We start from the raw sequence: 23,740 nt of genomic DNA on the forward strand, positions 1-23,740 counted from the left end.
TAAGATCGACCCGCTTTCGCGGCTCATGTTTCTGGGGCGCGCCGTCGCCGAAGTCAACGCCGCGCCCTGCCATCGAATTGCCGAACCTCGCCGTCGCCACCCGAAAGGATGCGCTGCGGATTGCGGCTGAGATCGGTCACCGCCTCTTCGATGCGGCTGATCGAACGGCGGCTGTCCTGCACCAAAGCCTCGACATTCGAAAGCCCCTGTCCCGAGAAGCGCGCCAGATTGTCGGTGATGACGCCAAGGCGGGCATTCAGCGTGTCGGCAACCTGCTTGAACGACTTCAGCGTCGCCCGGGCATCCGCCATCACGCCGTCGGCCTGGCCCGACCCGAGCAAGGTATCGACCTTGGCAAGAATGCCATCGACGCGCACCGAGGCATCGTTGAGCCGTTGCGCGAGCTGCTTTGCATCCTTGATCGTCTGGTCGATGTCGTCGGCCCGGTTGGCGAACTTGTGGGTCACCTCAGCGATGTCGGCGGCGGCCTTGTCGGCGCTCTCACTGGCCTTTTGAATGTTGGCGAGCGCCGAGCGCACTTGTGCGGGATCGATACCGTCGAGCACGTTGTCGACCTTGGCCAGCGTGCCTTGCGTCCGTTTGGTAAAATCGTTGACCGACCCCACGGCCGTATCGACGTTCTTGATCACGCCGTCGAGCTGCTTCGACGTCTCCTTGAGGTTACCGGTTACCGCGTCGACATTGGCGACGATGCTCTTGATCTTGTCCTTGTCGACGGCGTTGAGAAGGCCTTCGGCTGCTTTCAGCGTGCCGTCGAGTTTGCCGGAAACGCCTTTAAGCTCATCCGCCAGCGTGCTGGCGGCGGACAGGAACTTGTCGATGCCATCCGAATTCTTGGCCAGCGCATCGGAGAAGGTCTGGACATTCTGGACGGTCTGCGTCAGCGGCCCGCGAACGTCCCTGGTGAAGCCTTCGAGCTCGGTCAGCACCTTGTCGGCGCGGGTGAAGATATTCTGCGCCGTCTGCAAGAGGTTGGTCACCGCCGACGGGTTGGCGACGATCTCGGCGACCTTGCCTTCCTTTTCCGCTTGGTCGAGGAGTTTCACTTCCTTGGGGTCGGCGCCCTTGAGCTCGATGTTGGCCTGCCCGGTCAGGCCGGCAAGCCCGATATCGGCTTGCGTCGATTTGGTGATCGGCGTCATGCGGTCGATCTCGGTATCGGCGATGGCAACCGTCGGATTGTCGACGTCGATATAGACGCGCTTGACGTCGCCGACCTTGACGCCGTTGAACAGCACGAAACTGCCGCGGCCAAGCCCGGATGCCGAGCCCGGAATGCGCACGCGCAGCAACGTCGTCTCGCCCTTGTCGCCGATGGCCGCCGTCCAGTAGACGAAGGCAAACGCCGCCAGGATCGCGGCCAGCGTGAAGATGCCGACAATGACGTAGTTGGCTCTGGTTTCCATTGTCCCACTTATGGCTATGCGCGCGCCGCAAGATCAAGTTGCCGGGCGCGTTTTCCGCGGAAATAGGACTTTACCCACGGTTCCTCGCTCTTCAGCATGTCGTCTATGGTGCCTTCGACCAGCACTTTCTTCTTGCCGAGCACGGCCACCCGGTCGCAAGCGGTGAACAGCGTGTCGAGATCGTGCGTCACCATGTAGACGGTCAGATCCATAGTATCGCGCAGCTTGACCACCAGTTCGTCGAACTCCGCCGCGCTGATCGGATCGAGGCCCGATGTCGGCTCGTCGAGGAAGACGATGTCGGGATCGAGCGCGAGCGCCCGGGCCAGCGCGGCGCGCTTGATCATGCCGCCGGACAGTTCGGACGGGAATTTCTGCGCTGCATCGGGCGGCAGCCCGACCAGCTCGATCTTGAGCATCGCCAGTTCGTCCATCAGCTTTCGCGGCAGGTCGAGATATTCGCGCATCGGCACCTGGACGTTTTCCAGCACTGTCAGCGCCGAGAACAGCGCGCCGTGCTGGAACAGCACGCCAAGCCGCATGTCGATGCGCAGACGCTCGGCATCATCAGCTTTCTCGATATCGACGCCGAACAGCTTGATCGTACCCGACTGCTTGCGCGTCAGGCCGAGAATGGTGCGCAGCAGAACGGATTTACCGGCACCCGAGGCGCCGACAAATCCAAGGATTTCGCCGCGCCTTATGTCGAGCGACAGTCTGTCGAGGATAAGCTTGTCGGCGAAGGACACGCTGATGTCGTGCGCGGATAGCACGATGTCGCCCTCACCCGCGTCATCAGCCAATGCGCCTGCCCTTTTCCTGTTTCGCAGCTTCATCTCAGAACTCGATCGCTGCGTAGAACATGGCGAAAAGTCCGTCGAGGATGATGACGACGAAGATCGACTTCACAACCGAAGCGGTAACATGCTGGCCGAGCGATTCGGCGCTGCCGCCGACCTTCATGCCTTCGACCGAGGCAATCGTGCCGATGATCATGGCCATGAACGGCGCCTTGATCAGGCCGGCAAAGATGGTGCTGAGATCGATGGCGACGCGCAGCCGGTCGATGAAGGCGGCGGGCGGGATGTCGGAATAGAGCCAGGCAGCCAGTATGCCGCCGCCGAGTGCGGCGAAATTGGCGATGATGGTCAGGCACGGCAAGGCGATGACCAGCGCCACGAGCCGCGGAAAGACCAGGACGCCGATCGGGTTGAGCCCGATGACTTTCAGCGCGTCGACCTCCTCGCGCATCTTCATCGAGCCGATCTCGGCGGTGATCGCGCTGCCGGAGCGGCCGGCGATCATGATTGCCGTCATCAGCACGCCGAGTTCGCGCAGGATCAGCACACCGACCAGGTCGACGACGAAGATATCGGCGCCGAAATAGCTGAGCTGATAGGCGCCTTGCTGGGCAACGATGGCGCCGACGATCGCCGACATCAGCACCACCACCGGAATGGCGCCGACGCCCATGCGGTCGATCTGGTTGAAAATCGCCGCCGGGTTGACGGCATGGCCACGGCCGAGCTTCATCTGCGCGCCACGGATGGTGGCGCCGAGGATGTTCATCGAGGCGAGAAAATCGTCGCGCATCTCGTAGACCCGGCGGCCAACCGCCTCCAGCGCGCGAATAACGATGTTGGGCGGTCGCGCCGGGCCGGATTCGGGTTCGCGCCGCACGGCCTCGCCGACAGCTTCGAGCAGGATCGAAGCGATCTCGCTCTGGCCTTGCATCTGGATCTCGACGCCCTTCTTCTCGAAGGCGCTGACCAGCCGGTCGATCAGCCAGGCGCCGGCGGTGTCCATCTTCTCGATCTTGGAAACATCGAGCGCCAAGGTTTTGAAGCCGCTTCGCTTTTCGATCTTGCGCATGTCGGCGTCGATGAGCGCGACGGTCCTTGTGGTCCAGATTCCGGAGAAAGCGCAGCCAAGAACGCCATCCTCCTCGCCGATCGCCACGCGCGGTTCGTGGTCAGCCTCCCCTGCGGTCGTGCCGCTTGCGTCGCGCTTGCCGATGGTCAACATGGCGTCCTGTTTAGCCTGACGGGTCTGACCTGTCGATTTGCCGACAACGGTTGTCGCATAGCAGGAGCAGAAAAATATGGCGCGTGTCATTTCGGTCGAGGCCGAGCGTTTTCCCATCGCCGGAACCTTCACCATTTCGCGCGGTTCCAAGACCGAAGCCGAGGTGATCTCCTGCACGATCGGCGACGGCGGCCACTTCGGCCGCGGCGAATGTGTCCCCTACAAGCGCTATGGCGAGACCATGGAGGGCGTGCGCGACGCGATCGAGGCCATGCGCGGCCGAATCGCCGCTGGCATCAGCCGGACAGCCTTGCTCGATGCTATGCCGGCCGGAGCCGCCCGCAACGCCATAGACTGCGCCCTGTGGGATCTGGAGGCAAAGCTCAGCGGAACCTCGGTAGCAGTCGCGATAGGTGCTCTTCCCTTGCAGGCGCTCGAAACCGCCTACACGCTGTCGCTGGGCGAGCCGGAGGCGATGGCGGCGCAGGCCCGCGCCAATGCCGCGCGGCCGCTGCTCAAGGTCAAGATCGGTGGCGACAACGACATTGCCCGCATCCGCGCGGTCAGGCAGGCAGCGCCAGACAGCCGCATCATCCTCGACGCCAATGAGGGCTGGAGCGACGACAACATCGTTGCGAACCTCGCCTTTGCCGCCGAACAAGGCATCGCGCTGATCGAACAGCCGCTGCCGGCCGGTCGTGACGAGATCCTGCGCCATATCGCCCATCCCGTGCCGATCTGCGCCGATGAAAGCGTGCATGAGGCTGAGAATCTCGAAGCGCTTGTCGGTCTCTACGATGCCGTCAACATCAAGCTCGACAAGTCGGGAGGCCTGACTGCGGCACTGGTGCTGCGCGATCGCGCCCGCGAACTCGGTTTCGGCGTGATGGTCGGCTGCATGGTCGGCACGTCACTGGCGATGGCGCCAGCGGTGCTGCTTGCCCAGCATGCCGATTTCGTCGACCTCGACGGTCCGCTGCTGCTTGCCCGCGACCGGGTACCGGGCCTTATCTACCAGGGATCGCTGGTGTCACCGCCCGATGTGGCGCTGTGGGGCTGAGCGCGCAGCAAGCCCGATGAGCACCAGCCCGATCAAGGCGATCGGGATCATGGCAAAGAAGCCGTCCACGCCGAGACGGTCGTAGAGCGGGCCGGACGCCAGCGTCACCACCGCCATGAAGAAGCCGTTGGAGAAATAGGCAATGCCTTGCGCGGCACCTGTCCGCTCCTCGGAGACGGTTTCGCCGATCATCTTCTGCAGGCCGATCAGCCCAAGCGCCACCGAGACCGAGTGCAGCGACTGGACACCGAAGAAACCGGGAATGCCGAGGCCGAGCGGCCAGACCAGCGGAAAGGCGATCCAGCGCACGATGGAGCCGATCCCCGCCATCACCATGATCGACACGACGGAGAACCGGTCAAAAAAGCGGGTGAACATCATGAACATGCAGACTTCCGACACCACACCCCAAGCCCATAAGAGACCGACAACCGAATCACTGATGCCGATCGATTTCCAATAGATGGAGACGAAACCGTAGAGGAATGCGTGGCTGGCGGTGATGACGCCGACGCCGACGGAAAAATACAGGAAATACGGGTTGAGAAGCTTCGGCGCCGAATGCTGGATGTCGGCGGCCGACAGCGGTGAGGCGCGCCGCGGACGGCCTAGACGCGGCGCCAGCAGGCCGGCGGCAAGGGCCGCGGCAAACGCCGCCAGAATGACAACCGGAACGGCCTGCGAACCGGTTGCCGACAGAATGAAGCCGCCGGCGACATTGGCGCAGAGATAGGAGATCGAGCCCCATTTGCGCATGCTTGTGTAGTTCGAACCGAAGCGGCGGACACCCGAAAGCGCCAGCGAATCGGCGATCGGCGAATGCGGCGTCCAGACAATGGTCAGCGCCAATGAGACCGCCAGCACCATCGCATAGGTCGGCGGCAGGAAATAGCCTGCCGACAAGAGCAGTGATGCAGCCATCAGCGCGACATAGACATCGGCGCGGTCCCTGGCACGGTCGGCCAGCGCGGTCAGTAACGGCGTCGTCACCACGCGCAGGAACATCGGCGCCGCCAGAATGACGGCGATCTGCTCGGCGTGAAAACCCTTGGCCTGCAGCCACAGTGGAAAATAAGGCAAATGCGTTCCGAGCGGCACGTACAGCGTCGCGAAGATCAGGCTCATGCGCAGTTCGAAATGGCGCGGCTTGACGAGTTGTTCGGACGAGAGCTGCGGCAGGGCCATGAATCGATCCAATCGCGCTGTATTCGACCGGACGGCAACGCGTGTCGATCCCTTAACATGGACGAAAATCGGACGAAACCGGTTGGACTAATTGATTGATTCCGAAGCCCGAAAAGACTTCGGACTATGCCGCCTGCCCTACCCGATCTTCGATGAGCAACGGGATAAAGGGCTCGTCCGGCGCTTCGGGCAGCACCTGCGCCCAGGTCAGAATTTCCATGCGGCCGTCAAAATGCTCGACCACGGCCGTACAACTTTCCACCCAGTCGCCGGTGTTGATGTACTGGACATCGCCAAAATTCTCGATGACGGCATGATGGATGTGGCCGCAGATGACGCCGTCGACATGCGAGCGGCGCGCCTCGTCCGCAAGCATGGTCTGGAACGAGCCGATGAAGTTCACCGCCTTCTTGACGTTGTGCTTGGCCCAGGACGAAAACGACCAATACGGCAGGCCGAGCAGTTGCCGCAGCCGCGTCACCACGCGATTGACCAGCATGGCCGCGTCATAGGCGTGGTCGCCGAGATAGGCGAGCCAGCGCGCATTGTGGACCACGGTGTCGAACTGGTCGCCATGGATGACGAGCAGGCGCTTGCCGTCGGCGGTCTCGTGGATGGCGCGGTCGGCGACGACGATGCCGCCGAAATGCACGCCCTGGAACTGGCGGGCGAACTCATCATGGTTGCCGGCGATGTAAGTGATGTTGGCGCCTTTGCGCGCCTTGCGCAGCAATTTCTGCACGACGTCATTGTGACTTTGCGGCCAGTGCCAGCTCCGCCGCAGCCGCCAACCGTCGACGATGTCACCCACCAGATAGATGATATCGGCATCGTGATATCGAAGGAAATCGATCAGGAACTCGGCCTTGGCCGCCTTCGAGCCCAGATGGACGTCGGAAATGAACATGCTGCGGAAAGTGCGGGGCTCTTGGCCGGACATCGCGATTTCACCGTTGCTTTCGCGAGCCTATGCTCCGATTCATGCAACAACCGTATGACGGTTGCGATTGGTCCAGCCGAAGGACTAGCTTGCCGGCCAAATCACAGGAGAAATCGTCATGGATCTTGGTATCCGCGGAAAGAAGGCCATCGTCTGCGCTTCGAGCAAGGGACTTGGGCGCGGTTGCGCCATGGCGCTGGCCGAGGCCGGCTGCGATGTCGTGGTCAACGGGCGCAACGCCGAACTGGTGGCGAAAACCGCCGCTGAGTTGCGCGAGCGCTATGGCGTCACGGTGACGGAAGTCGTTGGCGACGTTTCGAAGCCGGAGGTGCAGAAGGCGCTGCTCGCGGCCTGCCCGGACCCGGATATCCTCGTCAACAACAATGGCGGGCCGCCGCTTCGCGACTTCCGCACGCTTGATCGCGAAAAGATCCTCGAAGGCGTCACCCAGAATATGGTGACGCCGATCGAGCTGGTGCAGGCTGTCCTCGACGGCATGGCCAAGCGCGACTTCGGCCGCATCGTCAACATCACCTCGTTGTCGGTCTATGTGCCCATTCCCGGCCTTGATCTCTCGTCCGGCGCGCGCGCCGGCCTGACCTCGTTTCTTGCCGGCGTGGCCAGAACGGTTGTCGACCGCAACGTGACCATCAACAGTCTTTTGCCGGGCAAGCTCGACACCGACCGGCTGCGCGGCCCGCATGAAGCCGACAGTGTCGAAAGCCCTGAGGCCGCAGCCGCGCGCAAGACCCGCATCAGCGCCGACGTTCCGGCCAAGCGGCTCGGTACGCCGGAGGAATTCGGCCAGATCTGCGCCTTCCTGTGCTCGGTCCATGCCGGCTATCTGACCGGGCAGAACATACCGGTCGATGGTGGTCTCTACGTCAGCGCCTTTTGATCAACTTGTCCGTGAAACTGTAGGAGACGCCTGTCAGGAGATCGTTGTAAGCATTTGATTGTTAAAGACTTTATACGCGCTTCCGGGTATCGCCGCCGGCGCGTCAATTAGCGTCGCGAAAAACCACGGCTGCATGCTAAAAGGGAATCTCCAGCCAGAATTCGAGGGAGCGGCCGCATGGAAGGCGAGAGCAAAAAGACGGCACGTTCGGACCTCGACGAAGCCGCCCTCTACTTCCACAAGCACCCAAGGCCGGGAAAACTCGAGATACAGGCGACCAAGCCGCTCGGCAATCAGCGCGACCTCGCGCTCGCCTATTCGCCTGGCGTCGCCGCCCCTTGCCTGGAAATCCGCGACGACCCGGCGACCGCCGCCGATTATACCGCGCGCGCCAATCTGGTCGGCGTCGTCACCAACGGATCGGCCGTTCTCGGCCTCGGCAATATCGGCCCGCTGGCCTCCAAACCGGTCATGGAAGGCAAGGCCGTCCTGTTCAAGAAGTTCGCCGGCATCGATGTCTTCGACATAGAGATCGACGCGCCCGGTATTGAGCGCATGGTCGAGACGATCTCGGCGCTGGAGCCGACCTTCGGCGGCATCAACCTCGAGGACATCAAGGCACCGGAATGCTTCGAGGTCGAGGAACAGCTGAAGGCGCGCATGAAGATACCGGTGTTTCACGACGACCAGCACGGCACCGCCATCATCGTCGCCGCCGCCGTGCTCAACGGGCTGGAATTCGCCGGAAAAACCATATCTGAAATCAAGATCGTCACCTCCGGCGCCGGGGCTGCCGCCCTTGCTTGTCTCAACCTGCTGGTCTCGCTCGGCGCCAAGGTCGAAAACATCTGGGTCACCGACCGTTTCGGCGTTGCCTACAAAGGGCGGACCGACGAGATGGACCGCTGGAAAGACCCTTATGTGAAGGACACCGAGGCGCGCACGCTGGCCGACGTCATATCGGGCGCCGATGTCTTCCTCGGCTTGTCGGCGGCAGGCGTGCTGAAGCCGGAACTGCTCCAGCACATGGCACCGAAGCCGCTGATCCTGGCGCTGGCCAACCCCAATCCGGAGATCATGCCGGAGGCGGCACGCGCCGCCCGCCCCGATGCGATGATCTGCACAGGCCGTTCCGATTTTCCCAATCAGGTCAACAACGTACTTTGTTTTCCTTACATTTTTCGCGGCGCGCTCGACTGTGGTGCCAGCGCTATCAACGAGGAGATGAAGATGGCGGCGGTCCGCGCCATCGCAGCCCTTGCCCGCGAGGAACCTTCGGACGTCGCTGCCCGCGCCTATTCCGGCGAGACGCCGATCTTCGGCCCTGAATTCCTGATTCCTTCGCCGTTCGATCCGCGCCTGATCCTGCGCATAGCGCCCGCGGTCGCCAAGGCAGCCTGCGACACCGGCGTCGCGACAAGGCCGATCACCGACTTCGCCGCCTATATCGACAAGCTGAACCGCTTCGTCTTCCGCTCCGGCCTGGTGATGAAGCCGGTGTTCTCCTCCGCCAAGGCGTCGACCGCCAAGCGCGTCATCTATGCCGACGGCGAGGATGAGCGCGTGTTGCGCGCCGCCCAGGTGGTGCTCGAAGAAGGCATCGCCGAGCCGATCCTGATCGGCCGCCCGCACGTCATCGAGGTGCGCCTGAAGCGCTACGGCTTGCGCATCAAGCCCGGTGTCGATTTCGGCCTGATCAACCCGGAAGACGATCCGCGCTATCGCCATTATGTCGACCTTTTGATCGAACTCGCCGGCCGGCGTGGCGTCACGACGGAAGCCGCGCGCACCATGGTCCGCACCGACAACACGGTGATCGCAGCACTTGCGCTGAAACGCGGCGATGCCGACGCCATGGTCTGTGGACTAGAAGGCCGCTTCGAGCGGCATCTGCGCAACGTCACCTTGATCATCGGCCCCCGCGCCGGCATCAAGGACCACGACCTGTCGACGCTTTCCATGCTGATCTCGCAGCGCGGCATCATCTTCCTGACCGACACCCACGTCTCCGTCGACCCGACGGCGGAAGAAATCGCCGAAATGACCGTGCTGGCGGCGGAAGAAATCCAGCGCTTCGGCATCGAGCCTAAGGCAGCGCTCTTGTCGCATTCCGATTTCGGCTCGCGCGATTCGCCCAGTGCCCTGAAGATGCGGCAAGCAGCGGCGATCCTGGCGCGCATCGCGCCTGACCTTGAATGCGATGGCGAGATGCATGCGGACACTGCTCTGTCGGAGCACCTGCGCCAGCGCGTGTATCCCCATTCGAGGCTGAAGGGCGAAGCCAATTTGCTGGTGTTCCCCAACCTCGATTCGGCCAACATCACGCTGACGGCGCTCAGAACCATGACGGATGCGCTACACGTCGGGCCGATCCTGCTCGGCACCGACATGCCGGCGCATATATTGACGCCGTCCGTCACCTCGCGCGGCGTCGTCAACATGACGGCGCTTGCCGTGGTCGAAGCCGCCCACAAGGCACAGGCGGTCGTCAATCTGGGCTGAACACGGATTTCGCGGTAAACTGCAGTTAACCGCGAACACGGTAGCCTTGCGGGGCTAACAGTCGGGATTTGGCAGGCGGAGTTTGGGCGGATGGCAAGCGGAGGGTGGAAGCAGGCGCATGCTGCCGTGCTGCTTGGCCTCCTGTTGTCTGCAACCTGGGGGGTGGCCGAGCCACAGGCTGCTTCGCGGGTCTGCCGCCAGCTGGAAGCCGATCTTGCCGCGTCCTCGCGCGGCGGCGGTGGCGGTCCGGCGCTGATCCGGAAATACGATTCCGCAATTGCCAGGCAGCATGAACAGATTTCGAAGGCTCGCAGCCAGGCGAGCCGGGCCGGGTGCGGTTTTTCGCTGTTTGGTCGCAACCTCAATCAATGCGCCGGACTCAACGCCACGATCGACCGCATGAATGCCAATCTCGACGCCTTGCAAAACAAGCGCGAGCGGCTGGCCAGCGGCGGCTCTGGCCGCGACCGCGGACGCATCCTGGCGGCGCTTGACGCCAATGGCTGCCGCGACGACATCGTAGCGCCTCGGCGGACGCCTTTGCAGGAAGCCAACCGCGACGGCGGCAGCGCAAACCTGTTCAATCAGCTTTTTGGCGGCAACAGCCAGCAACTCGATATGTTTGATGAGCCTAGCCCGCCCGACGATCCAGGCGAGGAGCGCAATGTCCGCCGGGTGCTCAACCAGCCCGGCATACCCGATTTTCCGAGCGTCGGCGGTGAGTTCCACACCTCCTGTGTGCGCACCTGCGACGGCTACTTCTTCCCGATGTCGAACTCAGCCTCGGCTGGCGATTTCGAACGTGACCAGAAGAATTGCGAATCGAGCTGCCCCGGCACCGAAATGCAGGTTTTCTACTCGCGCGGCATGGGCGACGATTCGGCCTCGATGACGTCATCTATCACCGGCCGGCCCTACAGTGAATTGCCGACCGCCTATCTCTACAAGCAGCCCGATATGTCGCGGCCGCCGGCTTGCGGCTGCAACGCCGCCGCGCAGGGTTTTCAGATCATCGCCGGCAACCCGCCGAATCCGGAACAGTTGCAACCCGAGACGGACTCCGCACCGTTCATTCCGGTGCCGATCTCCAAACCGGATCCAGGTGCCGATCCCGAAACGCTGGCCAATCAGGAAGGCGGGCTCGACCGCGAGACGATCAAGCGGGTTTCCGCCAAGCCGGTGACGTCGCCGATATCAGCCTTGCCGCCGGAACAGCGGAAGGTCAGGGTCGTCGGGCCAACGTTCCTTCCCGACCCATCAGCGGCAATAGATCTGCAAGCTCCGGCCCCGAAGGCAGTCCGGTAAGGGCTGTTCTGAGCGGCATGAACAACGCCTTGCCCTTGCGGCCGGTCGCTTCCCTGATCTTGCCCGTCCAGTCCTTCCAGATCGTCGCGGTCCAGGGTTCCTCCGGCAACAGGTCGAACGCCTGTCGAAGAAAGTCGCGGTCCTCATCGGAAAATTCCGGCGTCTCCTGAGGCCCTTCGCGCAGGATGCGCCACCAATTGACCGCATCGGCCAGCCTGTCGAGATTGCCGCGCACCGCCAGCCAGAACGGTTCGGCCTGCTCGCCGGAGACGCCGAGCACGATCAGACGGTCTTGTGCCTCGGCGAACGGCATGTGGTGCAGCAGCGACCGGTTGAGTACGAACAGCTCGTCCGGATCGAACTTGGCCGCGGATTTCGATGTCGCCGCCGGATCGAAGCGTTCGGCGAGTTCGCCCATCGTCGGCATCGCCGCGACATTCTCCGAAGTGCCTACCAGAACGGCCAATGATGCGACGGCCATCGGCTCGATGCCGTCCTCGCGCAGGCTCTCGATGGAGAGCGCGCCGGTGCGCTTAGACAAGCCCTCGCCCGATGCGGTGGTCAGGAGATTATGGTGGCCGAACAGTGGCGGCTCGGCATCCAGAGCCTGGAACAGGGCGATCTGCACGCCGGTGTTGGTGACATGATCGTCGCCGCGGATGACATGGCTGACGCCCATCTCAATGTCGTCGACCACGGAAGGCAGCGTATAGAGATAGGTGCCGTCCTCGCGCACCAGGACCGGGTCGGAAAGCGAGGCCAGATCGACGGTTTCCTCACCGCGTACCAGGTCGTTCCAGTGGATTTCGGTGCGTTCCGGCTGTTGTGGATCGCCTGAGAAATTGGGGAGGAGAAACCGCCAGTGCGGCCGGCGGCCATCGGCCTGGTACTCGTCGATCTGCTCTTGCGTCAGTGTCAGCGCCTCGCGGCCATAGACCGGCGGCAGGCCGCGCGTGCGGCGCACCTTGCGCCTGAGATCGAGTTCCTCCGGCGTTTCGTAGCAGGCATAGAGAACGCCTGCCGTCTTCAGCCTCTCGACCGCCGCGTCATAGACTTCGAAGCGCCGCGACTGGTACTCGGTGGCGTCGGGAAAAATGCCCAGCCAATGCAGGTCATAGAGGATGGCGTCGGAAAACTCCTGCTTCGAGCGCGCAATGTCGGTGTCGTCGAAGCGCTGGATGAATCGGCCCTTGTTGTTCATGGCGAACAGCCAGTTGAACAGGGCCGTGCGCGCATTGCCGATATGAATGCGGCCGGTCGGCGACGGGGCGAAACGAACGGTAACTGTCATGAACGGGGCGTACCGGATGCTTTTGTGGTTGACAAGACGCGCCCCCGCGTTGCCCGGCAGACATAGAACATGGCGGCTGGAATGAAAAGACCGGGCGGTGGACGCCTCAGGAGGCGCGCAGTCCGGAGGCGGCCTTTGTGACCCAAGCGTAGCCAGCCGCTGGGGCCGACGACCGGTTGAAGGCGATCAGCGGCCGAAATCATCGGAACTGAGGCGGGTCCAGCGGTCGCCCACCAATCCACCGATAAAAATGTCGCCGGAGCGGACCGCTTCCGTGACCTCGGCGATGCGCGAGCGGACCATCGTTCCCCCGGCATAGCGGAAGAAGACATTCTTGTAGCCAAAGAGTTGAGGTATGAATCTGGTCTGCGTCTGTCCGGTGATGCCGACGCAGCCCATCTCCCATGCGGCGGCGACAAGCGCATCCAGAGTCGCGCCCCAGTGCGGTGCGGATGCCTGGATCTGCAACAGGTTCGCCATGCCGCCGGCCTGACCATAGAAGGCATGACAACCGAGCATTTTGCCCGTTTCGTCGTAGATCCCACCGAAATGAAGGGGGCCGTCGGCCCGCTTCTCGGCCGCCAGCGCAAGCAGCCGTGGCAGTTCCCCATCCTTCCAACTCGGCCGAAGAGCGTAACCAGACAGGAGAGTCGGCAGCTTCTCGGCAAATTGCACGGCATCGATCGGCTCACGGTGGGTGCGATGTGACGATGAATGGAGGACGGGGGGCTCGAACCTTTTCTTCGCGAGAGCATCGAATGCTCTCGCGCATGGATCGAGTACAAGGCGAGGCAGGCCAGGCCATTTACGGTGCAGTGCGGAGGCGGCCATCGCCGCCGGCCGGAAAACATATGTCCATCCCAGACAATGCACCGGAAGGAGTTGGTACTTCATCGGGCGCGCGAAGGCCAAGGATGTCCGGTTGGCCGAATCGGTCAGTTGCAGATCGAATTCGCCTTGATGCAAGGCACGCAGCAATTGGGGTCCGGCCGAGCCGTCATCGGTGCCGGGGTCGGCCATGAGCGGCCCGATGATCGCCGCATTCAATGCCGCTCCATTGAGCTCGTAGCGGGCTTTCAGAACGCCGAGGAACCCACCCAGACGACCGTGCCGATTGATCTGGACAAGAGCGTTGCTTTCCCCGGACTGGCCGGCAGGGTCGAGATAAATCTCTCTCATATACGCGGCCGTCTCCGCGATCGCGCGATCGAGGAGGTGGCGGCGGCGGCGGCGAAACTTCGTCAGGAAGAGTGCGGCGACGCGCTCGAGATCTTCGGCAGCCAGCGGACGAACCGAGCCATGCTGAGATTCCAGCACTGACGGCGCAGCCAACTTTTCCTCGGCATTCGCAGAAAGATGCATCGTGAAGAACGTCCGTAGGTTGCTCTCCATCGGATATATATCAACCAATGGTAGAAACAACGTATCTCGGTCGGTATGATGAACAGAGGTCTCAAGACTTACTATCCGGACAGGACTTCACAGGCAAATCAAGTCGGCCAGCATCACGGCGCTGATCGGCGGGTTGGCCGCGGCCCTGCGATCGCATGCCCTGGTCCAGCCCGCTGGGCTGACCGTGCCGGACAGAGGCGGCCTCCGGCCGAAGCTGCAGGCCGCCTCAATTCAGCTCACAAGTCCCTTGGTCAGTTCCAATGCCTGGCGTTCGAACAGGCGACGGTAGATGCCGCCTTTCAGCCGGATCAGTTCGTCATGCGAGCCTTCCTCGACGATGTTGCCGCGATCGAAGACCAGCAGCCGGTCCAGCGCCCGCACCGTCGAAAGCCGGTGCGCGATGACCAGCGTCGTGCGGCCGACCATCAGCCGCTCCATCGCCTGCTGAATCAGAACCTCCGATTCCGAATCGAGGCTCGATGTCGCCTCGTCGAGGATCAGGATGCGAGCATCGGCAAGAAAGGCGCGCGCGATCGCCACGCGCTGACGCTCGCCGCCCGACAGTTTCACGCCGCGCTCGCCGACCAGCGTGCCGTAGCCCTTCGGCAGGTTGGTGATGAAGTCATGCGCACTCGCCAGCTTCGCGGCATGCTCGATCTCCTCCTGCGTCGCACTCGGCCTGGCATAGGCGATGTTTTCGGCCAGCGACCGGTGGAACAGGATCGGCTCCTGCTGAACGATGGCGATCTGCCCGCGCAACGAGGCTTGCGCCACCTGCGAGATGTCCTGGCCGTCGACCAGGATTTGCCCCGCATTCACGTCATAGAGCCGCTGGATAAGCTTGACGAAGGTGGTCTTGCCCGACCCCGAATGGCCGACCAGCCCGACGCGCTCACCCGGCGCGATATCGACCGAAAAGTCGCGGTAAAGCGCCGATCGGTGATGGCCATAGTGAAAGGTGACGTTGTCAAAGCTGATCCGTCCTTCGGTGATCCGGATCGGCTCGGCACCTGGCCGGTCCTCGATGCCGAGCGGTTCGGACTGGAAATCGACCAGCTCTTCCATATCGTTGATGGAGCGCTGCAGATTGCGGACATGCGTGCCGATATCCCTGAGATAGCCCTGCAGCACGAAAAGCGAGGTCAGCACGAAGGCAACGTCGCCGGCGCTCGCCTGCCCCCACGACCACAGCATCAGCGCCAGGCCGATCACCGCGGCGCGCATGACCAGCAGCAGCACCCCTTGCGTGGTGCCGTTGATGGTACCGCGCACCCAGGTGCGCCGTGTGCGCGCACGCCATTTGGCGACGACCTTGGCCAGTCGGCGTTCTTCGCGCTCCTCGGCGCCAAAGCCCTTGACCACGGCATTGCAGCTGACCGCGTCGGCCAGCGAGCCGCCGAGGCGGGTATCCCAGGTGTTGGCGAGCCTTGCCGCCGGCGCGACATAACCAAGTGACAGCAGCGCCGTCACCGTGATGAACAGCACCGAACCGGCAGCAACGACCGCCCCCATCAACGGCCAGAACCAGCCGAGCAGCAACGTCGAGCCGACCAGCATGACGACCGACGGCAGCAGCGCGATGAGGATGGTGTCGTTGAGCAGGTCGAGCGCCCACATGCCGCGCGTCACCTTGCGGACGGTCGAGCCGGCAAAGCTGTTGGCATGCCAGTCGGTGGAAAAGCGCTGGACGCGATGGAAAGCATCGGCGGCGATGTCGGCCATCATCTTCAACGTCAGCTCGACGATCCCCATGAACGCCAGGTTGCGCAAGACAACGCCGGCCAGCGCCAGCGCCATCAGCATCGAGAACGCCATCAGCGCGGCATTCCAGGCAATCGCGTCGGCGCCGGCGCTGCTGGCGACGGCGTCGACCAGCCGGCCGGAATAGAGCGGCGTCAGCACATCGGCCAGTGTCGACAGCAGGAAGCTGCCCATGATGAGCGAAAGCCGCCACGGCTGGCGCCGCCAATGGGTAAGCGTGAAGCCAAGAACGCTGCGAAAGGCGCTCGCGCGCAAATCGATCTTAAAACGAGCCATGATGTCATTCGGGCACAAACGAGCCCGATCCCGGTAGGTCGAAAATTGAAGAAGCCGCGCAAGGGGCCAATGAGTGCCCGGAAAGCGGAGTGGCATATTTGGCGTCTCGCCCATCATCGGGCGGCGACCGGCATCGGCATAAGCCTGTGCTCGATCCGGCATCAGCACGAAGGGCAAACCTTCGCTGAGCGCCGGATGAGACCTAGGCTTCGCGGCCTCGCATTACCATGTGAAATACTGCCATTCGGACCTCCCGCAAGACAATTGCGGAGGGGTCCTTATAGAGACGCTCCGATGCATCGCCAAGACGGGCTGACGCCAAAAGCGTATCTGGTCCAACCACTGCGATTATTTTGCAACAATGGCGGGCAAGCCGCGCCTCATTCAGAAACGCGATCGAAGCGCATGTAGCGGCCATCGGTTGATGGCTTGAACCCGAGCTTTTCATACATGCCATGGGCATCGCTGGTCGACAGGCTCCAATGGAAAACGGTCCTGACCTCCGGATGGTCGATCAGGGCCTGGACGAGCCGGCTGCCTATGCCCTGCCCGCGGTTCTCCGGCCAGACGATGATATCGGCGAGATAGGCGAATACCGTGCGGTCGGTGATCGCGCGGCCGAAGCCGACTTGCTTGCCATCGACATAGGCACCGACGCACAGTGAATTGGCAAAGGCGCGGCGATGGACTTCGTCAGTGCGTCCGGCGCCCCAATAGCTTGCCATCAACAGGTCCGATGTCGCACGGAAATCGATCCGTGACATGTCGAAGCTGATTTCACAATCGGGCATGGCTGTCTCCGGCCGCACCGCCGCGCGCTTTCGGTACTTAGCTGCGATCCCTGAAACGATTGGTGATGGGATAGCGGCGGTCGCGGCCAAAATTCTTTTTGGTGATCTTCACGCCCGGCGCCGCCTGCCGTCGCTTGTATTCTGCGATGTAGAGCAGGTGCTCGATGCGCGTCGCTGTCGCCCGGTCATGGCCGCGCGCGACGATATCGTCGACACCCATCTCGTTCTCAACCAGGCATTCGAGAATATCGTCCAGCACCGGATAGGGCGGCAGCGAATCCTGGTCGGTCTGGTTCTCGCGCAATTCCGCCGATGGCGCCTTGTCGATGATGTTTTTCGGGATCACCTCGCCCGAGGGGCCAAGCGCGCCCGGCGGCACGTGGCTGTTGCGCCAGCGCGACAGCGCGTAGACCTGCATCTTGTAGAGATCCTTGATCGGATTGAAGCCGCCATTCATGTCGCCATAGAGCGTAGCGTAGCCGACCGACATCTCGCTCTTGTTGCCGGTGGTGACGACCATCGAGCCGAACTTGTTGGAGATCGCCATCAGGATGGTGCCGCGCGCGCGGCTCTGCAGATTCTCTTCGGTGATGCCTTCCTTGGTGCCTTCGAACATCTGCGTCAGCGCGTGCAGAAACCCTTCGACCGGCTCGAAGATCGGCACGATGTCGTAGCGGCAGCCGAGCGCCCGGGCGCAATCCTCGGCATCTTTCAGCGAGTCCTTCGAGGTGTAGCGGTAGGGCATCATCACCGCGCGCAGGCGTTCCTCGCCGAGCGCATCGACGGCGAGCGCCGCGCAGATCGCCGAATCGATGCCGCCGGACAGACCAAGCACCACATTCTTGAAGCCGTTCTTGTTGACGTAGTCCCGCAGGCCTAGCATGCAGGCGCGATAGTCGGCCTCCTCCCGGTCCGGAATTTTCGACATCGGCCCTTCGGAACAGACCCAGTGATCGCCCTGGCGTTTCCATGTAGTGACGTCGACCGCTTCCTCGAACTGGCTCATCTGGAAGGCAAGCGTCTTGTCGGCGCCAATGGCAAACGAGGCGCCGTCGAAGATCAGCTCGTCCTGGCCGCCAAGCTGGTTGGCATAGATCATCGGCAGCCCGCATTCGATGACCTGGCGGATGACGACCTGGTGGCGGACATCGATCTTGGCGCGGTAGTAGGGCGAGCCGTTCGGCACCAGCAGGATTTCCGCCCCGCTTTCGGCCAGCGACTCGCTGATATCGACATCGCCCCAGATGTCCTCGCAGATCGGAACTCCGATGCGCACGCCGCGGAAATTGACCGGCCCCTGGATCTCGGGTCCGGCCTGGAAGACGCGCTTCTCGTCGAACTCGCCGTAGTTAGGCAGATCGAGCTTGTAACGTTCCGCGATGATCTTGCCGCCATCGGCGAAGACGATCGAATTGTGCGTGCCGCTCTTGCGCTTCAACGGCGTGCCGATGATGACGCCGGGACCTCCATCCGCGGTGTCGGCGGCAAAATCCTGTGCCGCCTTTTCGCAGGCTTTCAAAAAGGCCGGCTTCAGCACCAGATCCTCCGGCGGATAGCCGGCGAGGAAAAGCTCGGTATAGAGCACGAGATCGGCGCCTTGACGTGCGGCATCCGCCCTCGCCTCGCGGGCCTTGGCGAGATTGCCTGATATGTCGCCGACAGTCGGATTGAGCTGGGCGACGGCGATGCGCAGGATGTCGAGCTTCTTGGTCATGCCTGCTGACTTAGCGCGGCAAAATTGCCCGGGCAATGGCGTTCGTTTGGACCAATTCGGACCGATTGACATACGTCAACCGTGTACGGACCGATCAACGTACTTCAATCGTGGCGATACGACCAGGTATCAGTCGTCGCCCATATATTCGCGCAGCGCTTGCGGCGAATGGTTCTCGCCGATCGACATCGCCAGGATGCGTGAAATATGCCGGCGCGGCAGATGCGTCTCCGCTGCCCATTGGTTGATTTGCCTCTGGATCTTGTCCAGGTCCTTCTTCGAAGTCGGGCTTTCGGCGATGTCTAGGCCGGCGTCGCGCAACGCCGCGGCCATATCGCCCGAGATGACGAACGCATCCCAACCCAGCCAGCGCAGGAAATACTGGCCCGTATTGCCGCCCAGCCGGCTGCCATGCTTGCCGAGCCAGGCCATCAGCCCGACCTGGTCGTCAGCCGGCCAGTTGGCGAGGAATTGGCCGAAACCGCCATATTCCTTCGACACGCGCTCGACGAAGGCAGCGTTGTCGCGCACGGATCTGATCTTCTGCGGGTTGCGCACGATGCGCTGGTCCGCCGTCAGATCGTGCCAGAAATCATCGGGCTGGAACAACAGCCGCTTCGGCTCGAAGCGCAGAAACGCCTCCTCGAAGCCCGGCCATTTCTGCTCGATGACGCGCCAGACGAAACCAGCGGCGAAGACGCGTTCGGCCATAACAGAGAGAATGCGGTCATCGGCGATGTCAGCCACGGCGGCATTGTCAGGCGCCGGACCCAGCAGCGACGTAAGTTCCTCTTCGCCGCCCTTGCGTTTTGCGGCGCGTGCGCGAATTTTCTTGAAATCGGCCATTGGTCCCTCGGCAACTGGAATCAATCTAACACTTCCCGTGTGAGCCGGCAGCCTCTACCTCTTACGGCAAGCCAAAGACCCTGGAGATGGCCATGAACAAGACGATCGACGACCTGGCGAACCGCTGGCTCAAGCGGCGGCCGGACGGCCTCAGCCAGCTCGAAAGCCGGGTGCTGCAATCGACGCTCGAACGGACCACCATCTCGCGCGACACCAACAAGGCCGTCGCCTTCCACCAGACCTTCGGCGACCGGCTCGCCGACACGATCGCCCGCATCGGTGGGTCATGGTCCTTCATCCTGACCTTCATCGCCTTTCTGATCCTGTGGACATCAGGCAATGTCTGGCTGCTGTCGCGTGACGCCTTCGATCCCTACCCGTTCATCTTCCTCAATCTCGTTCTGTCGATGGTCGCCGCCTTGCAGGCGCCGGTGATCATGATGGCGCAGAACCGCCAGACCGAACGCGACCGCATCGACGCCGCCCACGATTACGAGGTCAACCTGAAAGCCGAGATCGAGATCATGGCGCTGCATGAAAAGCTGGATGAACTGCGCCACGGCCAGATTCTCGGTATGCGCGACGAGATCGTGCAGCTGACCGAAATGGTCAAGCGGATCGACGAAAGGCTGTCTTCGCAGCAGTCGGCTTCATGACCGACGCAATCCATCATTTCATCGAACAATACGGGCTGCTCGCGGTCTTTATCGGTTGCGTCGCGGAGGGCGAAAGTGCCGCCATCCTTGGCGGCTTCTTCGCCCACCAGCAGGTCTTCGTCCTGTGGCACGCGGTTCTTGCGGCCGCGCTCGGCGCCTTCGTCGGCGATACTTTCTTCTTCATCCTCGGACGAAGCTTCGCCGACCATCCCTATGTCGTCAGATTGCGCAAACGGCCCGGCTTCCGCCGCGCCTTTCGGCTGCTCAACACCCATCCCGACATTTTCGTGCTGTCCAACCGCTATATCTACGGCATGCGCCTCGTCGGCGGCATTGCAGCCGGGCTTTCCAACATTGCCGCGCCGCGCTTCGTCATCCTCAACGCGCTTTCATCGGCGGTCTGGGCGGTACTGTTCGGCACGATCGGTTATGTCTTTGGACTGGGAGCCGAGCACGTCATCGGCCAGGCGTTGATGCATCACGAACGGTTGCTGATCGGGCTTGGCATCGGCCTGACCGTGGCCGTTCTGGCATGGCTCGTCGCCCGTCACATCGCCAGGAAGGAACGCGCCAGGGAGGACTGATCGTCAATCCACGCCGAGCGCCTGATCCCCCCGATCGAGGATCAGCGGGATGATCAGGTCTTCCTCGTCGGCAAGATGCCTTGTCAGCATGGCGATCAGCCGGCTGTTTTCGTCGGCATAGGCGTCGGCGGCAAAGCGCTGTCTGTCTTCGTTTTCCTGAAGCGTCTTGATGAACGCATTGGCCGCCTCGGCATTGCGCTCCAGCCCTTCATGAATGGTGTGATGGTCGGCATCGAGAATCTCGAAGCCGCGCTTCAAACGGGGCTCGGCCTTGGCGAAGACCGGAAAATATTGATAATCCTCGACATTGTGGTGACCGTCGAGATGCCCAAGAAAATGATCGAGGCGCGGCGCGAACCAGCGCGCGAAATCAGGCGCCGTCAGCCGTCCCTCACGGTAGTCCCCAATACCGTTGGCCAGCATGCCGCCAAGTTCGCGGAACATGTCGTGCCGCTGCAGCCACATATTGGCGATGCCATGGATGTTGGCATGGTCCTGCCAGTTTTCACGCGGGTATTTTTCGACGAGCCAGCGCAGATCGTCTGGCAGGCCAGCACGCTCAAGAAGCAGAAAGCTCGTGGCTTCGGACATGACAGTCTCCTTTGGTGACTGGCATGTAGGCATCGAAAGGCTAGATCGGTAGTCCCGTAATCCGCTCGATAATGGCGATACCCCAGACGCCGGCGACGATGAGCACCGAAATCAGCACCGCCAGCGAACCGCAATCCTTGGCCAACTGGATATCGACATTGAACTCGCGGCTGAAAGCGTCACATGCCGCCTCGATGCCGGTGTTCAGCACTTCGACCATGATCAAGAGCAGCACGGCGCCGATCAGCAAAGCATAACCGCGCCACGAGATCGAAACGAACCAGCCGAGCGGCAAGGCAAGCGCCAGCAGCATCAGCTCCTGCTGGAAAGCCTTCTCGCTGGTGGCCAGCTTGCGAAACGCCCGCACCGAATTGAAATAAGCATCGATCAGCCGCTGCATGCCAAACCCCTTTGCGAATCACCGGCACGGGATAATGCAATGGCTGGCCAGATCAATGGAATAAGGTGACTTGTCCAAGATTCATTCAGCAACCGGTATGGACGGTGTCGACTTTTCAAACTGCGGCAGCCCGTCGTCGATCGAATAGTAGTCACCCTTGTCACCGACGAAGATATGGCATTCCCCCTCAAGACCTGTCGGCTTGTCGAACGATCCCGCCATGACTGAAACGTAGTCCTGGTCTCGCGGCTTCCAGAACAGCACCGATCCGCATGCCTTGCAGAACCCACGCCTGGCGAAGGTAGAGGCTTCGTACCAGGTGATACTTTCCGTGCCCTCGATCACAATGTCGGCGTTGGCAACATTGGTCGCGGCATAGAAATGTCCGCTCTGCTTGCGGCATTGCGAGCAATGACAATAGACGACGCCACGCAGCGCTCCGTGCGTTTTGAAGCGAACCGCTCCGCACAGACACGATCCCGTGTGATTGTCGCTCATTTCGACCTCCTCGAGGAAAACTCTGCCTCAGCATCGTCGTCAGGATTCCAGCTTTGCGACGACCACACGCAAGCAAATGCGACATGTACTGGCGTGGTGAATCCGAAATTCGGTTTCATTTTCAAGAGCGCGATGCGCGAATTTCGGATTCAAAGCCACCAAACTGGCGTCGTTTTCGATTATTGGGTGCGCAAATTTAAGCTTTTACAGCCGCAGGTAGAGAAAAACTGTGGAATCTCGGCAATTAAGGAAACTTTAGCGCTGGCGCATTTATGGTCATGGCAAGCGAAGGTCGTGGGTGGGGACGCATCCCTTTGCAAGTTGTTCTGGAGTCGGTCGCATTCCCCAGGTCGGCGACAAAGGGAACCCGCGAATTCTACAGCGGAATCCGAGGGGAAGAATCAAAAATGCAGCCGGCAGCTCTTCCGACCGAACGAAGCACCGACATCGCGGCCAGTGTCGTTGCCACAATGCGCCAGCTGGGCGTGCTCAGCCTGCCGCGCAACTACGAGATTTTCTACGAGGCGCTGAGCGGCACCAATCGCGAACTCAGCCTCGCCGTCGTTTCGCTGAGCAGCCGGCCGACACAAGATGAACTGGACCAGATCGGGCGCACTTTCTTTGCCCACAACCATGGTCCGGGCATCGTCGAGCATGCCAGAGACGTCATCGCCAGGGAGCTCGAGGAGGTTGCTTCGCTGCTGCGGAGCGAGCGCAGCCACATCGAGAAATACGGCAGGATCCTCGATGAGACATCGAGCGGCCTCAGCGGCCGCAGCCTTCTCTCTCAGGATCTCCTGCAGAAGATCGCCAACGCCATGGCGGTTGCCACCAATTCGACGATCGATCACGGCCGGCAGGTGGCCTCGACGCTCAGCGACAAGACGGCCGAACTCGAGAGCGTCAAGTCGAAGCTTGAGGAGTATAAGCGGCTGGCCGACACCGATCCGTTGACCCATATCTGGAATCGGCGCGCCTTCGACAAGGAGATCACCAGGATCTACAACAGCAACAGGGGTATCCTGTTCAACGCCCTGGTTCTTGTCGACATCGACCGCTTCAAGGATATCAACGACCGCTATGGCCACCCGGTCGGCGACAAGATCATCCAGAGCATCGCCGATATTTTCCAGACCAGCATTCGCGGCGACATGTTCGTCGCCCGCACCGGCGGCGAGGAGTTCGCGCTGATCATCGAGGGCGCCAGCGAGGACGCCACCTATGACGTCGCGGAGCGTATTCGTGCCCTGATCGCGCAGACGCCGTTCACCAGCAGCCAGACCGGTACGAATTACGGCACCGTTACCGTCTCGATGGGTATCTGCATGGCGTCCGAAGCCGAAGGACCCGAAGATCTCTACACCAAGGCCGACCGGGCGCTCTATCGCTCGAAGGTCAGCGGCCGCAACCGCGTCACCAGGCACTCGACGATGGCAGGCCCCCGGGCCGGCAAGAGCTGGCTGCTCTACAAGAAGGACTGACAGTCCCTGCCCGCTGGTGCCGGGAACACTGGACTAGAGCGTTTCATATTTTGACGGAAGCGTAGCCTGCGTTTTCGAAGTAGTTCTTGCATTCGGCTGCCTCGATGGTTTCGACGA

At 62.0% G+C, this 23,740-nt stretch carries 21 protein-coding genes; 7 read left to right on the top strand and 14 right to left on the bottom strand.

Annotated features, from left to right (window positions below; translation table 11 throughout):
* Positions 1-53 precede the first annotated feature (53 nt).
* The 3 genes from NKI21_RS28965 to NKI21_RS28975 are packed head-to-tail and all read right to left on the bottom strand — an operon-like array spanning position 54 to position 3,452.
* Positions 54-1,427 (bottom strand): MlaD family protein, encoded by a 1,374-nt coding sequence (locus NKI21_RS28965; protein WP_352440287.1) that lies wholly within the window; start codon positions 1,425-1,427, stop codon positions 54-56.
* Between the two features lie 14 nt (positions 1,428-1,441).
* Positions 1,442-2,263 carry an ABC transporter ATP-binding protein gene (locus tag NKI21_RS28970; RefSeq protein WP_013531884.1) on the bottom strand — a complete coding sequence of 274 codons (822 nt, stop codon included), beginning with the start codon at positions 2,261-2,263 and terminating at the stop codon, positions 1,442-1,444.
* 1 nt (position 2,264) lies between these two features.
* Positions 2,265-3,452: an MlaE family ABC transporter permease gene (locus tag NKI21_RS28975; protein WP_023810578.1), complete on the bottom strand. Its 1,188-nt coding sequence runs from the start codon at positions 3,450-3,452 to the stop codon at positions 2,265-2,267.
* Positions 3,453-3,528: 76 nt separating this feature from the next.
* Here NKI21_RS28975 and dgcA point away from each other — a divergent pair, with 76 nt between their 5' ends.
* Entirely contained in the window at positions 3,529-4,512 is a 984-nt protein-coding gene (dgcA, locus tag NKI21_RS28980; RefSeq protein ID WP_023810577.1) for an N-acetyl-D-Glu racemase DgcA, read from the top strand.
* Here dgcA and NKI21_RS28985 read toward each other — a convergent pair.
* The gene (locus NKI21_RS28985) at positions 4,483-5,697 is read right to left on the bottom strand and encodes an MFS transporter (RefSeq protein ID WP_023810576.1); all 1,215 of its coding nucleotides are present in this window, start codon (positions 5,695-5,697) and stop codon (positions 4,483-4,485) included. The two genes, dgcA and NKI21_RS28985, sit on opposite strands and share 30 nt — an antisense overlap.
* A gap of 124 nt (positions 5,698-5,821) precedes the next feature.
* Positions 5,822-6,637, bottom strand: coding sequence for a UDP-2,3-diacylglucosamine diphosphatase (locus NKI21_RS28990; protein WP_013531888.1), 816 nt, complete (start codon positions 6,635-6,637; stop codon positions 5,822-5,824).
* Positions 6,638-6,755: 118 nt separating this feature from the next.
* On the opposite strand from NKI21_RS28990, the gene NKI21_RS28995 reads away from it, so the two are divergent.
* The 3 genes from NKI21_RS28995 (at position 6,756) to NKI21_RS29005 (ending at position 11,342) form a co-directional block, all read left to right on the top strand.
* On the top strand, positions 6,756-7,535 hold the full coding sequence (locus NKI21_RS28995) for an SDR family oxidoreductase (protein ID WP_352868644.1): 780 nt from the start codon (positions 6,756-6,758) through the stop codon (positions 7,533-7,535).
* A 177-nt stretch (positions 7,536-7,712) separates the two neighbouring features.
* Entirely contained in the window at positions 7,713-10,037 is a 2,325-nt protein-coding gene (locus tag NKI21_RS29000; protein ID WP_352775663.1) for an NADP-dependent malic enzyme, read from the top strand.
* Positions 10,038-10,127: 90 nt separating this feature from the next.
* Entirely contained in the window at positions 10,128-11,342 is a 1,215-nt protein-coding gene (locus NKI21_RS29005; RefSeq protein WP_352868647.1) for a DUF2865 domain-containing protein, read from the top strand.
* Here NKI21_RS29005 and gltX read toward each other — a convergent pair.
* The 6 genes from gltX to NKI21_RS29035 form a co-directional block, all read right to left on the bottom strand.
* Complete coding sequence (gltX, locus tag NKI21_RS29010; RefSeq protein ID WP_352868650.1) at positions 11,260-12,633, bottom strand: glutamate--tRNA ligase; 1,374 nt, start codon at positions 12,631-12,633, stop codon at positions 11,260-11,262. The genes NKI21_RS29005 and gltX overlap by 83 nt on opposite strands.
* Before the next feature lie 186 nt (positions 12,634-12,819).
* Positions 12,820-14,025: a hypothetical protein gene (locus tag NKI21_RS29015; protein WP_245273191.1), complete on the bottom strand. Its 1,206-nt coding sequence runs from the start codon at positions 14,023-14,025 to the stop codon at positions 12,820-12,822.
* A gap of 231 nt (positions 14,026-14,256) precedes the next feature.
* A complete protein-coding gene (locus tag NKI21_RS29020) occupies positions 14,257-16,062 on the bottom strand; it encodes an ABC transporter ATP-binding protein (protein WP_352868653.1) in 1,806 nt (601 codons plus the stop codon).
* A 380-nt stretch (positions 16,063-16,442) separates the two neighbouring features.
* Positions 16,443-16,853: a GNAT family N-acetyltransferase gene (locus NKI21_RS29025; RefSeq protein WP_023810567.1), complete on the bottom strand. Its 411-nt coding sequence runs from the start codon at positions 16,851-16,853 to the stop codon at positions 16,443-16,445.
* Between the two features lie 37 nt (positions 16,854-16,890).
* Complete coding sequence (locus tag NKI21_RS29030) at positions 16,891-18,567, bottom strand: NAD+ synthase (RefSeq protein WP_352868656.1); 1,677 nt, start codon at positions 18,565-18,567, stop codon at positions 16,891-16,893.
* Positions 18,568-18,696: 129 nt separating this feature from the next.
* Positions 18,697-19,413, bottom strand: a complete 717-nt coding sequence (locus NKI21_RS29035) for a DNA-3-methyladenine glycosylase I (RefSeq protein WP_023810565.1) — start codon at positions 19,411-19,413, stop codon at positions 18,697-18,699.
* A gap of 92 nt (positions 19,414-19,505) precedes the next feature.
* Here NKI21_RS29035 and NKI21_RS29040 point away from each other — a divergent pair, with 92 nt between their 5' ends.
* Positions 19,506-20,069 (top strand): DUF1003 domain-containing protein, encoded by a 564-nt coding sequence (locus NKI21_RS29040; RefSeq protein WP_023810564.1) that lies wholly within the window; start codon positions 19,506-19,508, stop codon positions 20,067-20,069.
* Positions 20,066-20,653, top strand: a complete 588-nt coding sequence (locus NKI21_RS29045; protein ID WP_352552967.1) for a DedA family protein — start codon at positions 20,066-20,068, stop codon at positions 20,651-20,653. The genes NKI21_RS29040 and NKI21_RS29045 overlap by 4 nt, the downstream gene beginning before the upstream one ends.
* A gap of 3 nt (positions 20,654-20,656) precedes the next feature.
* On the opposite strand, the gene NKI21_RS29050 is transcribed toward NKI21_RS29045, so the two are convergent.
* From NKI21_RS29050 to NKI21_RS29060, 3 genes are all read right to left on the bottom strand, one after another.
* A complete protein-coding gene (locus tag NKI21_RS29050; protein WP_352552965.1) occupies positions 20,657-21,244 on the bottom strand; it encodes a hemerythrin domain-containing protein in 588 nt (195 codons plus the stop codon).
* Between the two features lie 40 nt (positions 21,245-21,284).
* On the bottom strand, positions 21,285-21,644 hold the full coding sequence (locus tag NKI21_RS29055; RefSeq protein ID WP_023810560.1) for a diacylglycerol kinase: 360 nt from the start codon (positions 21,642-21,644) through the stop codon (positions 21,285-21,287).
* Between the two features lie 81 nt (positions 21,645-21,725).
* A complete protein-coding gene (locus NKI21_RS29060; RefSeq protein ID WP_023810559.1) occupies positions 21,726-22,142 on the bottom strand; it encodes a GFA family protein in 417 nt (138 codons plus the stop codon).
* Positions 22,143-22,549: 407 nt separating this feature from the next.
* Here NKI21_RS29060 and NKI21_RS29065 point away from each other — a divergent pair, with 407 nt between their 5' ends.
* Positions 22,550-23,623 carry a diguanylate cyclase domain-containing protein gene (locus NKI21_RS29065; protein WP_023810558.1) on the top strand — a complete coding sequence of 358 codons (1,074 nt, stop codon included), beginning with the start codon at positions 22,550-22,552 and terminating at the stop codon, positions 23,621-23,623.
* Positions 23,624-23,740 lie beyond the last annotated feature (117 nt).

Source organism: Mesorhizobium sp. M0715 (assembly GCF_040320355.1).
Lineage (GTDB): Bacteria > Pseudomonadota > Alphaproteobacteria > Rhizobiales > Rhizobiaceae > Mesorhizobium.